This window comes from Lysobacter zhanggongensis (assembly GCF_046638635.1).
GTDB lineage: Bacteria > Pseudomonadota > Gammaproteobacteria > Xanthomonadales > Xanthomonadaceae > Novilysobacter > Novilysobacter luteus.
The window spans coordinates 1-14,561 of the sequence record NZ_JBJXHK010000009.1; the positions used below are offsets into that span (position 1 = coordinate 1).

Annotated in this window: 14 protein-coding genes; 11 read left to right on the forward strand and 3 right to left on the reverse strand. The window is 68.9% G+C overall.

Going from position 1 to position 14,561, the window contains the following annotated elements; translation table 11 throughout:
• A partial coding sequence (locus ACKVMH_RS02930) for a hypothetical protein (protein WP_412699167.1) occupies positions 1-434 on the forward strand: 434 nt, incomplete at its 5' end.
• Between the two features lie 14 nt (positions 435-448).
• Positions 449-901 carry a PIN domain-containing protein gene (locus ACKVMH_RS02935; protein ID WP_412699168.1) on the forward strand — a complete coding sequence of 151 codons (453 nt, stop codon included), beginning with the start codon at positions 449-451 and terminating at the stop codon, positions 899-901.
• A gap of 3 nt (positions 902-904) precedes the next feature.
• Here ACKVMH_RS02935 and ACKVMH_RS02940 read toward each other — a convergent pair whose 3' ends face one another.
• From ACKVMH_RS02940 to ACKVMH_RS02950, 3 genes are all read right to left on the reverse strand, one after another.
• Positions 905-3,181 (reverse strand): DUF5916 domain-containing protein, encoded by a 2,277-nt coding sequence (locus ACKVMH_RS02940; protein ID WP_412699169.1) that lies wholly within the window; start codon positions 3,179-3,181, stop codon positions 905-907.
• Between the two features lie 100 nt (positions 3,182-3,281).
• Positions 3,282-4,082, reverse strand: a complete 801-nt coding sequence (locus ACKVMH_RS02945) for a 3-hydroxybutyrate dehydrogenase (protein WP_412699170.1) — start codon at positions 4,080-4,082, stop codon at positions 3,282-3,284.
• A 219-nt stretch (positions 4,083-4,301) separates the two neighbouring features.
• A complete protein-coding gene (locus tag ACKVMH_RS02950) occupies positions 4,302-4,781 on the reverse strand; it encodes an SET domain-containing protein (RefSeq protein WP_412699171.1) in 480 nt (159 codons plus the stop codon).
• Between the two features lie 133 nt (positions 4,782-4,914).
• Between ACKVMH_RS02950 and ACKVMH_RS02955 the strand changes: the two genes are divergently transcribed.
• From ACKVMH_RS02955 to ACKVMH_RS02995, 9 genes are all read left to right on the forward strand, one after another.
• On the forward strand, positions 4,915-5,388 hold the full coding sequence (locus ACKVMH_RS02955) for an SUF system Fe-S cluster assembly regulator (RefSeq protein WP_215219805.1): 474 nt from the start codon (positions 4,915-4,917) through the stop codon (positions 5,386-5,388).
• A 34-nt stretch (positions 5,389-5,422) separates the two neighbouring features.
• Positions 5,423-6,928 (forward strand): Fe-S cluster assembly protein SufB, encoded by a 1,506-nt coding sequence (gene sufB / locus ACKVMH_RS02960; protein ID WP_412699172.1) that lies wholly within the window; start codon positions 5,423-5,425, stop codon positions 6,926-6,928.
• 139 nt (positions 6,929-7,067) lie between these two features.
• A complete protein-coding gene (gene sufC, locus ACKVMH_RS02965) occupies positions 7,068-7,832 on the forward strand; it encodes a Fe-S cluster assembly ATPase SufC (protein WP_215219803.1) in 765 nt (254 codons plus the stop codon).
• On the forward strand, positions 7,832-9,154 hold the full coding sequence (sufD, locus tag ACKVMH_RS02970; RefSeq protein WP_412699173.1) for a Fe-S cluster assembly protein SufD: 1,323 nt from the start codon (positions 7,832-7,834) through the stop codon (positions 9,152-9,154). The genes sufC and sufD overlap by 1 nt, the downstream gene beginning before the upstream one ends.
• Positions 9,151-10,392, forward strand: coding sequence for a cysteine desulfurase (locus ACKVMH_RS02975; RefSeq protein ID WP_412699174.1), 1,242 nt, complete (start codon positions 9,151-9,153; stop codon positions 10,390-10,392). Before sufD ends, ACKVMH_RS02975 begins: the two co-directional genes overlap by 4 nt.
• Before the next feature lie 52 nt (positions 10,393-10,444).
• Positions 10,445-10,972 (forward strand): GNAT family N-acetyltransferase, encoded by a 528-nt coding sequence (locus tag ACKVMH_RS02980; protein ID WP_412699175.1) that lies wholly within the window; start codon positions 10,445-10,447, stop codon positions 10,970-10,972.
• Positions 10,969-11,289, forward strand: coding sequence for a non-heme iron oxygenase ferredoxin subunit (locus tag ACKVMH_RS02985; RefSeq protein WP_412699176.1), 321 nt, complete (start codon positions 10,969-10,971; stop codon positions 11,287-11,289). The genes ACKVMH_RS02980 and ACKVMH_RS02985 overlap by 4 nt, the downstream gene beginning before the upstream one ends.
• 180 nt (positions 11,290-11,469) lie before the next feature.
• Positions 11,470-13,800, forward strand: a complete 2,331-nt coding sequence (locus tag ACKVMH_RS02990) for a catecholate siderophore receptor Fiu (protein ID WP_412699177.1) — start codon at positions 11,470-11,472, stop codon at positions 13,798-13,800.
• 50 nt (positions 13,801-13,850) lie between these two features.
• On the forward strand, positions 13,851-14,543 hold the full coding sequence (locus ACKVMH_RS02995) for a Fe2+-dependent dioxygenase (RefSeq protein ID WP_412699178.1): 693 nt from the start codon (positions 13,851-13,853) through the stop codon (positions 14,541-14,543).
• Positions 14,544-14,561: the final 18 nt, after the last annotated feature.

A 14,561-nucleotide genomic window follows, 5' to 3' on the forward strand; every position in this document is an offset into this window, starting at 1 on the left:
CGGACCCGGCGATGTCGCCTGCGCCGGTGCCGGACGACGCGCCTGCACCGACGCCAGCCGGCCCGGGCGCGGCCGAGGCGGTCGCCGTCGTCAAGGCCTACTACGACTCGATCAGCGCCGGGAGCTACGGCAGCGCCTACACCCTGTGGTCGGGCAACGGTAGCGCCAGCGGTCAGTCGCCGCAGCAGTTCGCCAACAGTTTTGCCGGGGTTTCGGGCATGTCGGTCGAGATCCTGACGCCGGGGCGGATCGATGCCGCCGCCGGGTCGCGCTACATCGAGGTGCCGGTGGCGGTGCGCACCACCGGCGCCGACGGCAGCGTGCACCGCTACGCCGGCGCGTACACCCTGCGCCGGGCGGTGGTCGATGGCGCCAGCGCAGAGCAGCAGGCTTGGCGGATCGCGTCCGCGGACATCCGCGAGGTGCAGCCGTAAGCGCTGGCACGACGGTGGTTGCCGGCAACCTCAATGCGCCTCGGATCGTGCTCGATACCAACGTCTGGCTGGACCTGCTGGTGTTTGGCGATCCGCGCGTGACCGTCCTGCGCACGGCGCTCGAGGCCGGCGCCGTTGCGGCGATGGTCGATGCCGAGGGACGCGACGAGTGGCTGCGGGTGCTGCGCTACCCGGTACTGCAGCTTGGGACACCGCAGGTCGAGGCGCACGTGGCCGCGTTCGATGCGATCGCTTGCCCGTGGCCCGTGCGCGAGGTGGCGCAGGCATTGCCGCGCTGCGCCGACCCCGACGACCAGAAGTTCCTGCGCCTGGCCTGCGACACCGGCGCCGGCTGGCTGCTCAGCCGCGACCGTGCCGTGCTTGCCCTGGCGAAGCGCTGCCGGCGCGACGGCCTGTTTGAGATCCTGTTGCCCGAGGCGTGGTCGCCGGAGCGGCCCGCCACCTGACCGTCACAGCTCGAACCGGTACGACAGCTTGACCAGCAGCTGCTCGCTGTCGCGCAGCGAGAAGCTGTCGACCAGTTGCTCCCGCGGACCCACCGAGAACTCGTCGAACACGTAGCCGCCGCGCCCGTACACCACGTAGAGGTCCGACAGTGGCGCGAGGATGTAGCGGTAGCGCACCTGGAACCCGAGGTTGCGCAGGCTGAAGTCGCTGACCGGGTCGGCCACCACCACGGCACGGCCATCGGGCTGCACTTCGATCGCTTCGGCCAGTTGCGCGTCCAGCCCGATCGCCTGCAGCTTGACCCGCAGCTCCTGCCGCTGGCCGATGCTCCAGTCCACCCCGGCATTGAATTCGAGCGACTGCTCCTCGAACCGGCCGACCAGGTTGTCGTGCTGCCACACCAGCCAGTCAGGCGTGTATTCGTACTCGACGCCCGCGAAGGCGCTCAAGGCGTCGCTGAAGTAGTAGGTGGGCTCGAACGCCGCGCCATAACCCACCTTGTCGTTGCCGGCCAGGCCGCCACTCTGGGCGAAGGCGTCGAACTCCCAGGCCCACGCGCCCTTGCGCGGCCGCATGCGTTCGAACGACAGGCTGAAGTTGCCGGGGCGATACAACGGGTTGCGCCCGCGCGTCAGCATGTCGTCGTAGGACGGCGCGTTGACGTTGAGCTGCAGGTACTCGCTGCCGCCGTCGCGACGGTCGCTCTGGCGGATCAGGCGCAACTGCCGCTGCAGCCGCAGCCCGTGGTCGTTGTCCATGCCGATGAGGCGGCCGCGGTAGTCGTGCGATGAGTAGGCAGACTCCGCCGGGAGCCCGGTCAGGCGCCGGCTGAGCTGCCAATGCCCATAGTTGAGGTTGTTGCGCCCCAGGTAGCCGAAGTCGTTGACCTCCAGGTCGTCGCCAAAGTGCATCGCCAGCCACTGCTGGCGCCAGCCGTTGCCCATCTCGTAGTCGACCACGGTGGTCGCGCCGCTGCCGCGGGTGGTGGTGCCGGCCTCGTCGATGTGGCTGCCGACCACGTTGCTGGTGATGGTCAGTGCGTCGTTGGGCTGCCAGCGGTGATCGATGCCCAGCACCCGCGCCTCGCGGTCCAGCCAGGGCCGCAACACCTGGGTCGCGAGCACGCCGACGTTCTGCCGCTCGAAGTCGTGGTTCAGCCGCAATGCGCGGAACGACCTGCCCGCCTCGCCGTCCTCCTCGGCCACGAGTACGCCGTAGTTGAGCCCGGCCAGGCTGCCGTTGAGCTTGACCGCCGCCTCGATGTCGCTCGCGCCGCTGCCATCGTCGGCCGCGCCGCCGACCCGGCGCGTGTAGACCAGCTGGCTGTTGTCGATCAACAGGCCGAAATTGAAGATGCCCTGGTTCTCGGTGAAGAACGGTCGCTTGTCGCTGAAGAAGGTTTCCTCGGCGCCGAAGTTGACCACCAGGTCGTCGCTCTCGACCTGGCCGAAGTCGGGGTTGATGGTCGCCGTCAGCTGGGTCTGGCCGTTGGGCTTCCAGAAGATGTCTGCGCCGGCGTCGAACTCGCTCTTGCCCAGGATGTTGTCGTGCACGCCGACGACGTACGGGGTCACTGCCAGCAGCGACTGGCTGTAGGCCGGCAGCTCGACCTTCTCGAAGTCCGACAGGAACCGCGGGCGCAACCAGCTGGCGGTCGGCCACGCGACGCGCTCGCCGGTGGAGCCGACCACGCGGTCCAGGTACAGCCCCACCGTGCGGGTGCCGCCGTCGGCCTTGCCCATCGGCGCGATGTACCACGGGATCAGGAACTCGGCATTCCAGCCCTCCTCGGTCTCCAGCGAGGCGTGCTTCCAGTTGCCGTCCCAGTCGTTGTTGAACTGGCCCTCGTTGGTGACGACCTCGTCGGCGATGCCGCCGGCCAGGGTGATCATGAAGTCGTAGCCGGTGCGGCCGTCGCCGTCGAAGTCGACGACCACGTTGACCCGGTCCAGCTGGCCGCCCTCGTCGCGGCGGGTGCGCGTGCGGGTGCGCGGCACGCCGGCCGGCTGGACGTTGCGGAAGGCCACCGCCAGGCCGTCGGGGGTCGACTTCACCCAGGCCTCGGTCGGGTACGGCGACGCCTCCAGCGACAGCGGCTGGGTCAGGCGGAAGTCCGTGATGTGGCGGGCGCCGGCCCATTCCTCCGGGTCGATGCGGCCGTCGACCTCGATCCGGGGCCCGCCAGACGGACGCGCGGCGGCATCATCGGCGTGGGCCGGGAGCGCGACCGGAAGCAGCAGGGCGAGCGGGAGCAGGGACGGGGCGGGCAGCAGGCGCATGGGGATCCGGCGGTTCGGGGAGTGCGCAGGCTAGGCGCAACCACCGCCCGCGCCGACTGGCACAAGTCATGGCAACCAATCCGCCGGTTGGCGCATCGGCCTACTGCATGTGCCACCCATGGCTGACGATGATGCTCTGCCCGGTGAGCGCCGCGCTGGGGAACTCGCAAAGGAACCGCACTGTCCGGGCGACGTCCTCGACCGTGGTGAAGATGCCGTCGACCGTCTGGCCGAGCATGACGTTCCGGACCACCTCCTCCTCGCTGATCCCCAGCTCCTTCGACTGCTCGGGGATCTGCCGGTCGACCAGTGGGGTACGCACGAAGCCGGGGCAGACCACATGGCTGCGCACCCCGCGGTCGCCACCTTCCTTGGCCAGCGTGCGAGACAGACCCAGCAGGCCGTGCTTGGCGGTCACGTAGGCGGACTTGAGCTTGCTGGCCTGGTGCGAGTGCACCGAGCCCATGTAGATGACCGTACCGCCGCGGGACCGGCCGTCGTCGCCCGGCGCGTACATGCCCGGCAGCACCGCCCGGGTGGTCAGGAAGGCGCCGTCGAGGTGGATCGCCAGCATCTTCTTCCACGCGGCGTAGTCGTAGCTCTCGATCGGGTTGACGATCTGGATGCCGGCGTTGGATATCAGGATGTCGACCGGACCCAGTTCGGCGACCACCTGCGCGGTGCCCGCCTCGACCGCCGCTTCGTCGGTGACGTCCATCGCCACCCCCATGGCCCGGCCGCCGGCCTGCGCGATTTCACCGGCGACGCGGTTGGCGCCTTTCAGGTTGATGTCGGCGACGGCCACCAGCGCGCCCGCGCGTGACAGTTCGAAGGCGATCTCCCGGCCGATGCCGCTGGCCGCGCCAGTGACGACGGCGACCTTTCCGTTGATCGGGGACATGCCGGGGCTCCTTCGGGTGGGATGGAGGCCCATGGTAGCGGCGGCACCCGCGCACACCCCGGCGTCGGCGGTGGGCATTTCGTCCAATGGCCACGCAACAGGACCTGTTGTAGGAGCGACGTAAGTCGCGACCCGCCGAACACCGGACACATGCCGGGATCGCGACTTACGTCGCTCCTACGGGAGCCGGCCGCGCATGACGGCGGCCGGCCCGGTTCCTCAGCCCTTCGGCTTGCGCTTGGGCTGCAGCATCGTGCCGGTGCAATCCCTGGCGCCGCAGCGGCAGGCCCAGATCTTTTTCATCCGTGGCGTGTGCGCCTCGTCGAGGGTGATGCCGTAGTTGTAGGCCAACTCCTCGCCCGGCTTGATGCTGCGGATCGCCTCGATGAACACGCGATCCTTGCGGCGGTCGTCGCCGTCGTGCTCTTCCAGCACCGCCTCGCAGTTGGGCGCGCAACTGTGGTTGATCCAGCGCGCGACGCCGCCTTCGTAGTTGGCGTCGATCACGTACTCGTCGTTGAGGGTGAACAGGAACGTGTGTCCCGAGTCGGCATCGCCGGTGTCGCCGGCATCGACCTGGGCGTGGGTCCGGCGGCGCCCCTTGTACTCGATGATCCGTTCACCCTTGCGGATGGGCTCGACGGCGAACACGCCATTGCCGTGGATGGCGGAGCGACGGGCGACGATCTTGCGCGGCATGCGGGTCTTCCAGCAGACGAAACCCCGATTGTGCCGCAACCGCCGCGCTGGGCCGCACGGTCGGGCCGGTGTGGGGCGCTTGGCCTGCGGCCGGACAATCCGTACAATTCCGGTACGAATTGAGGCCAGGGCCATGCTGCGCGTCACCAAACTCACCGATTACGCCACCGTCGTGCTGACCGCGCTTGCCGCCGATCCGCGGGCGGTGCTGAGCGCGTCGGAGCTGGCCGAGCGTGCCGGGCTGGAGCCGCCGACCGTCAGCAAACTGCTCAAGCCGCTGGCCCAGGCGGGCCTGGTCGAAGGGTTCCGCGGCGCCAACGGCGGCTACCGGCTGGCCCGACCCGCGGTCTCCATCAGCCTCATCGAGGTGGTCGAGGCCATGGAAGGGCCGCTCGGCATGACCGAATGCAGCATCCACACCGGCAACTGCACGATCGAGGACCAATGCGGCGTGCGCGCCAACTGGCGCCGGATCAACGACGTGGTGGTCGACGCACTGCGCAAGGTCACCCTGGCCCAGATGATCGACGGCGTGCCACCACCGGACGCCTCCCCCGAAATCCCCTCTCCCTCCCGGCGCATCGACGTGCGCCTGGCCAACGCCTGATCCGTTCAGGCTCACCGGACAGTAGGCAGCCCCCATGGCCACCGACATCACCGATACCCCCGCGCCGACCCTCTCACCCGGGGCCGGGCCGCGCACCGCGCCCGACCAGAACCGCGAGATCCACGCCCAGCTTGGCCGCAAGTACGACGCGGGCTTCGTCACCGACATCGAGTCCGACAGCCTGCCGGCGGGACTGGACGAGGACACCATCCGCGCGCTCTCGGCCAAGAAGGAAGAGCCCGAGTGGATGACCCAGTGGCGGCTGGAGGCCTACCGCCACTGGCTGACCATGCCAGTGCCGCATTGGGCGAAACTCTCCATCGCACCGATCGACTTCCAGGCCATCAGCTACTACTCCGCGCCCAAGGGGCCGAAGTACAAGTCGCTCGACGAGGTCCCGCAGGAACTGCTGGACACCTACGACAAGCTCGGCGTGCCGCTGCACGAGCGGGCGAAGCTGGCCGGCGTCGCGGTCGACGCGGTGTTCGACTCGGTCTCGGTCGGTACCACGTTCCGCAAGGAGCTGGCCGACAAGGGGATCATCTTCTGCTCCATGTCGGAGGCGATCAAGGACCACCCCGAACTGGTGAAGAAGTACCTGGGTTCGGTGGTGCCGGTCGGTGACAACTACTTCGCCGCGCTCAATTCGGCGGTGTTCTCCGACGGCAGCTTCGTATTCATCCCCGAGGGCGTGCGCTGCCCGATGGAGCTGAGCACCTACTTCCGCATCAACGCGGGCCACACCGGCCAGTTCGAGCGCACGCTGATCATCTGCGAGGACCGCGCCCAGGTGTCCTACCTGGAAGGCTGCACCGCACCGATGCGCGACGAGAACCAGCTGCATGCGGCGGTGGTCGAGCTGGTGGCGCTGGAAGACGCGGACATCAAGTATTCGACGGTGCAGAACTGGTACCCGGGCGACGAGAACGGCGTTGGCGGCATCTACAACTTCGTGACCAAGCGTGGCGAGTGCCGCGGCGCGCGCAGCAGGATCCACTGGACCCAGGTCGAGACCGGTTCGGCGATCACCTGGAAGTACCCGTCCTGCGTGCTGCTGGGCGACGACTCCACCGGCGAGTTCCATTCGGTCGCACTGACCCACCATCGCCAGCAGGCCGACACCGGCACCAAGATGATCCACGTCGGCAAGCGCACCAAGAGCAAGATCATCAGCAAGGGCATCAGCGCCGGCCGCGGCCAGAACACCTACCGCGGGCTGGTCAAGGTGGCACCGGGTGCGGAGGGTGCGCGCAACTACACCCAGTGCGACTCGCTGCTGATCGGCAAGCAGTGCGGCGCGCACACCTTTCCCTACATCGAGGTGAAGAACCCCACCGCCACCGTCGAGCACGAAGCCACCACCTCCAAGATCAGCGACGACCAGATGTTCTATTGCCGCTCGCGCGGCATCGGCCAGGAGGACGCGGTGTCGATGATCGTCGACGGCTTTTGCAAGCAGGTTTTCCGCGAGCTTCCGATGGAGTTCGCGGTCGAGGCCAAGAAGCTGCTGGAAGTGTCGCTGGAAGGCTCCGTCGGCTGATCGCCAATGACCACGACTGTAGGAGCGACGTAAGTCGCGACCTGTCCACCGCCTCACGGGTTCGGCAGGTCGCGACTCACGTCGCTCCTACAAGGAAGAACCAACATTTCGCCCGCTTGCGGGACACGGGAACAACACCATGCTGAAGATCGAAAACCTCCACGCCAGCGTCGCCGGCAAGGAAATCCTCAAGGGCCTGTCGCTGGAGCTGCAGCCGGGCAAGGTGCACGCGATCATGGGCCCCAACGGCGCCGGCAAGTCGACGCTTGGCAACATCATCGCCGGCCGCGAGGGCTACGAGGTCACCGCCGGGTCGGTCACGTTCAACGGCCAGGACCTGCTCGCGCTGGAACCCGAGGAGCGCGCCGCCGCCGGGGTGTTCCTCGCGTTCCAGTACCCGGTCGAGATCCCGGGCGTGAACAACACCTACTTCCTGCGCACCGCACTCAACGCCCAGCGCAAGGCGCGTGGCGAAGGCGAGCTGGACTCGATGCAGTTCCTCAAGCTGGTGCGCGAGAAGCTCGCCGTGCTGCACCTCAAGGACGAACTGCTGCATCGCGGTGTCAACGAAGGGTTCAGCGGCGGCGAGAAGAAGCGCAACGAGATCTTCCAGCTGGCGCTGCTGGAACCACAGCTGGCGATCCTGGACGAAACCGACTCGGGCCTGGACATCGACGCGCTCAAGACCGTCGCCGAGGGCGTCAACGCACTGCGCTCGCCCGAACGCATGTTCCTGGTGATCACCCACTACCAGCGCCTGCTCGACTACATCAAACCGGACGTGGTGCACGTGCTGGCCGACGGCCGCATCGTCGAGAGCGGCGGACCCGAACTGGCACTGCAGCTTGAAGAGCACGGCTACGAGTGGGTGCGCGACCGCATCGCGCCGGAGGCCGCCGCCTGATGAGCGCACTGCTCGACTCGCTGGCTTCCTCGCTCGACGTGATGGCGGTACGCGACGCCGCCGGCCTCGGCCCGGTGCGTCGTGCCGCCCTCGACGACGCGCTGCGCGACGGCCTGCCCCATTCCCGGGTGGAAGCCTGGAAGTACACCCCGTTGCGTGCGCTGGAGCGGCGCAGCTTCCTGCCCGTCGACGCGGTTCCCGCACTCGCCGACACCACGTTCGATGACACCGTGCTCGCGGGCATTCCCGCGCCGCGCGCGGTGTTCGTCAATGGCCGCTTCGACGCCGGCCGCTCCGACCTGTCCGGGTTGCCGGACGGCGTCAGCCTGCGGCCGCTGTCGGAGGTGCTGCGCGGCGACGACACCCGCGCGTCCAACTTCCTCGCCCGCCGGTTCGAGCGTCCCGACGAGGTGTTTGCCAAGGTCAACGCGGCGCTCGCCGACGAGGGCGTGGTGCTGGGCGCGGAAGCGGGGGTACGCGGCGAGACCGCGATCCACCTGGTCTTCGTCGGTGTCCCGGCGGAAGGCGAGCGTGCATGGCACCTGCGCCACCGGATCGAGTTGAAGGCCGGCGCGCAGCTGCGGGTGGTCGAGCACCAGTTGTCCGCGGGGGACCACCGCCATCTGTGCAATTCATTGATGCACGTGCACCTGGGCCGCGACGCGCGCCTGCTGCATGGCCGCGTGCAGGACGAGTCCACCGGCGCCACCCTGCTGCATCGCACCGATGCGGTGCTGGCGCGCGACGCGGAGTACCGCCGGCTCGACCTCGAGCTCGGTGCGGCACTGTCGCGCCACGAGCTCAACGTCACCCTGCAGGGCGACAACGCGCGGCTGCATGCCAACGGCGTGCTGCTGGCCGACGGCCGTCGCCACCTCGACACCCGCCTGGGCATCGACCACGCCGTCCGCGACAGCAGTTGCGAGCTGACCTGGCGCGGGATCGGCGCCGACCGCGGCCGGGCGGTGTTCCACGGCGGCATCCTGATCCGCGAGGGCGCCGACGGCACCAACGCCAAACTCTCCAACAAGAACCTGCTGCTCAGCGAGGGTGCCGAAATCGACACTCAGCCGGTGCTGGTGATCCATGCCGACGAGGTGCAGGCCGCGCACGGCGCGACGGTCGGCCAGCTCGACCCCACCGCCATGTTCTACCTGCGCTCGCGCGGAGTGCCGGCTGAACAGGCACGCGCGCTGCTGACCGCGGCGTTCTGCCGCGAGACGCTGTCGGTGATCGAGGATGCAGCCATGCGCGATGCGATCGGCGTGCGACTGGATGCATCACTGGCGCGGTCGGTCGCCGCGGCGATGGCCGCCGCATGAACCAGGCCGCCGCCCCCGCCGACGCGATCGACTGGGCCCGCATCCGCGAGGACTTCCCGGTCCTCAGGCGCGAGGTCCACGGCAAGCCACTGGTCTACCTGGACTCCGCCAACACCGGCCAGAAGCCGGCGCAGGTGATCGAAGCGGTCGACGACTTCTTCCGCCACCACAACGCCAACGTCAGCCGTGCCGTGCATGCGCTCGGCACCGAGGCGACCGATGCCTACGAGGGTGCGCGCCGCAAACTGGCGAAGTTTCTCAACGTCCGCGGCGACGAACTGGTGCTGTGCAGCGGGACCACGTTCGCGATCAACCTGGTCGCCTACAGCTGGGCACTGCCGCGACTGCAGCCGGGTGATGCGATCGTCGTCACCCGGATGGAGCACCACGCCAACATCGTGCCGTGGCAGCTGGTCGCCGAGCGCACCGGCGCGACGATCAAGGTCGCCGAGATCGACGAACGCGGCGACCTCGACCTCGAGCAGCTGTACGGCCTGCTGACGCCCGAGGTGAAGCTGCTGGCGGTGGCGCACGTGTCAAACGTGCTGGGCACCGTCAATCCGGTGCGCGATATCTGCCGCCAGGCCCGCAAGCGCGGCATCGTGACCGTGGTCGACGGCTCGCAGGCCGCGCCGCACCGGCCGCTGGATGTCGCCGCCATCGGCTGCGACTTCTACGCCATCACCGGCCACAAGATGGCCGGCCCGACCGGCACCGGTGCGCTGTGGGCGCGCCGAGAACACCTGGACGCGATGCCACCGTTCCTTGGCGGCGGCGAGATGATCAAGCAGGTGCGCTTCGAAGGCACCGTATTCAACGACGCGCCGCACAAGTTCGAGGCGGGAACTCCCAACATCGCCGGCTTCATCGGCCTCGGCGCGGCCTGCGACTACCTGTCGGCGATCGGCATGGACAACATCGAAGCGCGCGAGCAGGCGTTGCTGGAGTACGCCACCGGGCGGCTGGACGCGACCGAGGGCGTGCGCATCTTCGGCCGCGCCCGGGAGAAGGCGGCGGTGATCAGCTTCCTGGTCGAGGGCGCCCACGCGCACGACCTGGCCACCCTGCTCGACCTGGAAGGCGTCGCCGTGCGCTCGGGCCACCACTGCGCGCACCCGCTGATGCAACACTTCGGTGTACCGGCCACGTGCCGCGCCTCGTTCGCGTTCTACAACACCTTCGAAGAAGTCGACGCATTCATCGCGGCAATTGCGAAAGTCCGCCAGCTGCTCCTGTAGGAGCGACGCCACTCGCGACCTTCGTCGCTCTTCCCGACGCCGAGCCAACGCCATGCCGACGAACACCTTCCGCGCCGCCACCGCAACCGATGTCCCCGCACTCGTCGAACTGGTCACCTCCGCCTACCGCGGCGAGGCCAGTCGCGCCGGCTGGACCACCGAGGCCGACCTGCTGGACGGCAACCGCATCGTCCCCGAGGTCCTGCTGGCAGACATCGCCAGGACTCGCAGCCGCATCCTCCTGGCCGCCAGCGACGACCGGTTGCACGGGTGCGCCCACGTCGCCGAGGACGAAGGCGCCGGTTACTTCGGCATGTTCGCAGTACGCCCCACCCTGCAGCGCGCCGGGCTGGGCCGCGCGATCCTGGCCGAGGCCGAGCGGATTGCCGGGAAGGAGTGGCGGTTGCCGCTGATGCGCATGACGGTGATCGATCTGCGCGTCGAGCTGATCGAGTGGTACGAACGCCGCGGCTACCGGCGCACCGGGGAGACCCGTCCGTTTCCCGCCACCGACCCGCGCTTCGGCCTGCCACGCCGCAACGACCTGCGCTTTGCCGTGCTGGAGAAAGCCCTGCCATGACCGACTGGACCCGCGTTTGCGCCACCGCCGAACTGCTGCCCGGCGAGTCGACCGTGGCCTGGGACGGCGACACGCCGATCCTGGTGGTCAACTACGACGGCACCTACTACGCGATGGAGGACCGCTGCAGCCACGAGGATTTCGAGCTGTCGGCCGGCCGCTTCGATGCCGAGGAGGCGACGATCGAGTGCGTGCTGCACGGGGCCAAGTTCGACGTGCGCGACGGTCAGGCCCTTTGTGCCCCGGCGTATGAGCCGGTGGTGCGGTTCCCGGTCAAGGTCGAGGACGGCGCGGTCTGGACGCACGACGACCGCTAGCGGGGCGGCGTCAAACAATTCGCATTAGTTATTGCGAATCATTCTTACTTGCGTTTAAGATGAACGGGTTCGCTGCCTTACCGGTCCCGTCGACTCTCTCCGGCGTGGCGTCGGTCCGCGCAGCGGTTTCCCCTCCAGACGACGCCGGCCCCGCCGGACATGACAACAAGGCACATGGAAATGGCCCACATCACGAGCCGCAAGCACCCCCTGCCCCGCACCCCGGCCCACGCATCGCAACGTTCGATCACCACCGCATCGCTGCTCGCCGGCCTGGCACTCGCCGCGCCCCAGGCACTGGCCGCAGATGCCCCCGCCGCCCCTGCCGGCGCGATGCAGGCGACCACCCTCGATGGCGTGCATGTCGAAGGCCAGCGCATCAAGCGCTACTCCGGCCAGGCTGCCTCCCCCAAGTTCCCGCAGCCGCTGGTCGACACCACCCGCACCCTGAGCGTGATCGGCAGCGACCTGTTCAACGAGCAGGGCGCCACCAGCCTGGCTGAGGCACTGCGCAACAGCCCCGGCGTCAGCACCTTCTACGTCGGCGAGAACGGCAACACGACCACCGGCGACGCGGTGTACATGCGCGGGTTCGACTCGTCGGGCAGCATCTTCGTCGACGGTGTCCGCGACCTGGGCTCGGTCACGCGCGACGTGTTCAACGTCGAGCAGGTCGAAGTGGCCAAGGGTCCGGCCGGCAGCGACTACGGCCGCACCTCGCCGACGGGCGCGATCAACCTCGTCACCAAGCGGCCGTTCCTGGCCAACCGCAGCGACGCCTCGGCCGCCTACGGCACCGCCGGCCACCAGCGCGTCACCGCCGACTGGAACCGCGCCCTTGCGCCCGGCGCGGCGCTGCGCCTCAACCTGATGGCGCAGGACAGCGAAGTCGCCGGCCGCGACGTCGCCGAGAACAAGCGCTGGGGCATCGCGCCATCGCTCGGCCTCGGACTCGACGGCGCAACCCGGGTGATCGTCGACCTGCTGCACGTGCAGCACGAGAACATCCCCGACGGTGGCGTGCCGACCATCGGCCTGCCCGGCTATTCGTCGCCCGACCCTGCCCGCCCGGAACTCGGGCTGGCACCCCCGGTCGACCCGGAAAACTTCTACGGCACCCTGCTGGACCACGACGACGTCACCGCCGACATGGCCACGGTGCGCGTCGAGCACGACTTCGGGATCGACGCCCGGCTGACCAACACCACCCGCTGGGGCCGTACCCGCCAGCAGTACATGCTGACCGCCTTCATGGGCTCGGCCGACCGGCTGCTGACACCGGACCTGGCGGACCGCTCCACCTGGACGATCACGCGCAACCTGCCGACGTTCAAGGACCAGCGCAACACGATCCTGACCAACCAGACCCACCTCAACCTCGCGCTCGACGCCGGCGGCCTGCGCCATGACATCAGCACCGGCCTGGAGCTGATCCGCGAGGACCTGCAGACGCTCGGGATGGGCGCGGTGACCGGGACGGCCTGGCCGGACGCCAACCTCTACAACCCCGACCCCACCGCCACCGGCCTGCTGCGCGAGTACACCGGCGCGCGCGGCGACGGCCGCACCGACACCATCGCGGTGTACGCGTTCGACACCCTCACCTTCAACGACCGCTGGCAGGTCAACGGCGGGGTCCGCGTCGACGACTACACCGCGCGCTACAGCAGCCTGGTCCCGTGTGGCGGTCGTCGCGGCCCCGATTGCGGCGCTGCGGCGGAAGGCAGCATCGTCCCGGGCGTCGACGCGGAAGTCTCCGACACGCTGTTCAACTGGAAGCTCGGCGCGCTGTACAAGCCGACCGGGAACGGCAGCGTCTACGCCAACTACGCGATCTCCCAGCAGCCTCCCGGTGGCGCCAGCCTCGAGCTGAGCGACCGCGACAACAACGCCGACAACCCGGCGTTCGACCCTCAGAAGGCACGCACCGCCGAGGTGGGCACCAAATGGCAGTTCGCCAACGATGCACTGCTGTTGACCGCAGCGGTGTACGAGACCGAGCTGACCAACGAGATCGTCCAGGACCCGATCGACCAGCTGTACTACCAGACCGGCCGCAAGCGCGTGCGGGGCGTGGAGCTGGGCGCGGTCGGCCGCATTACCGATGACTGGATGGTGTCGGCCGGCTTCACCACGATGGACACCGAGGTGCTCGACGGCCCCACGGTCTCGGTCGACGGCTCGCGCGACCTGGCCTACACGCCCGACCGGGCGTTCACCGCCTGGACCACCTACACGTTCGGCAACGGGCTGACCCTCGGCGGCGGCGCGCGCTATTCGGGAGAGCTCAAGCGCGGCAACGACGGCGCCGTCGGCACGCCGGCGTACACCGAGGACTACTGGGTGGTCGACGCCGTCGCCAGCTACGCCTTCAACAAGCACTTCGACCTGCGGTTGAACCTCTACAACCTGCTGGACGAGGACTACGTCGCCGCGATCAACAAGAGCGGCTATCGCTACACCCCGGGTGCGCCGCGCACGGCGACGCTGACGGCGAACTTCCACTTCTGACGTGCCTGGCCGGCGGACGCCGCCGGACCAGCCCCCAGGACCAGACCCACATGCTGCTGCACATCCCCGGCGTCCTCGACAACGCGCAACTGGCACGGTTCCGGCAGGTACTGGAGGGTGCCGCCTGGGTTGACGGCCGGCAGACGGTCGGCCCGCAGGGCGCGAAGGTAAAGGACAACCTGCAGCTGCCCGAGGACTCCCCGCTGCGTGCGGAACTCGGGCGCGAGGTGCTGGCGGCATTGGCAGCGCACCCGATGTACTTCCCGGCAACGCTGCCGGCGCGCACGCTGCCGCCGCGCTTCAACCGCTACCAGGGTGGCGGCCAGTACGGGTTCCATGTCGACGGTTCGGTGATGGCGATGGCCGTGGCCGAAGGCGCGCCACCGGTAAACCTGCGTTCGGACGTGTCGTGCACGTTGTTCCTGTGCGGGCCGGACGAGTACGACGGCGGTGAACTGATCATCAGCGACACGTACGGCGAGCACGAGGTCAAGCTGCCGGCCGGCGACCTGATCGTCTATCCCTCCAGCAGCCTGCACCGGGTCGCACCGGTCACGCGCGGTGCCAGGCTCGCTGCGTTCTTCTGGGTGCAGAGCCTGGTCCGCGACGACGGCCAGCGCCGGATGCTGTTCGAACTGGACGGTGCGATCCAGGCGTTGACCGCCACCGGCGCCGATGCGGACGCGGTGCTGCGCCTGATCGGCGTGTACCACAACCTGCTGCGCCGCTGGGCCGAGACCTGAGCCCACCCCGACCTCCTT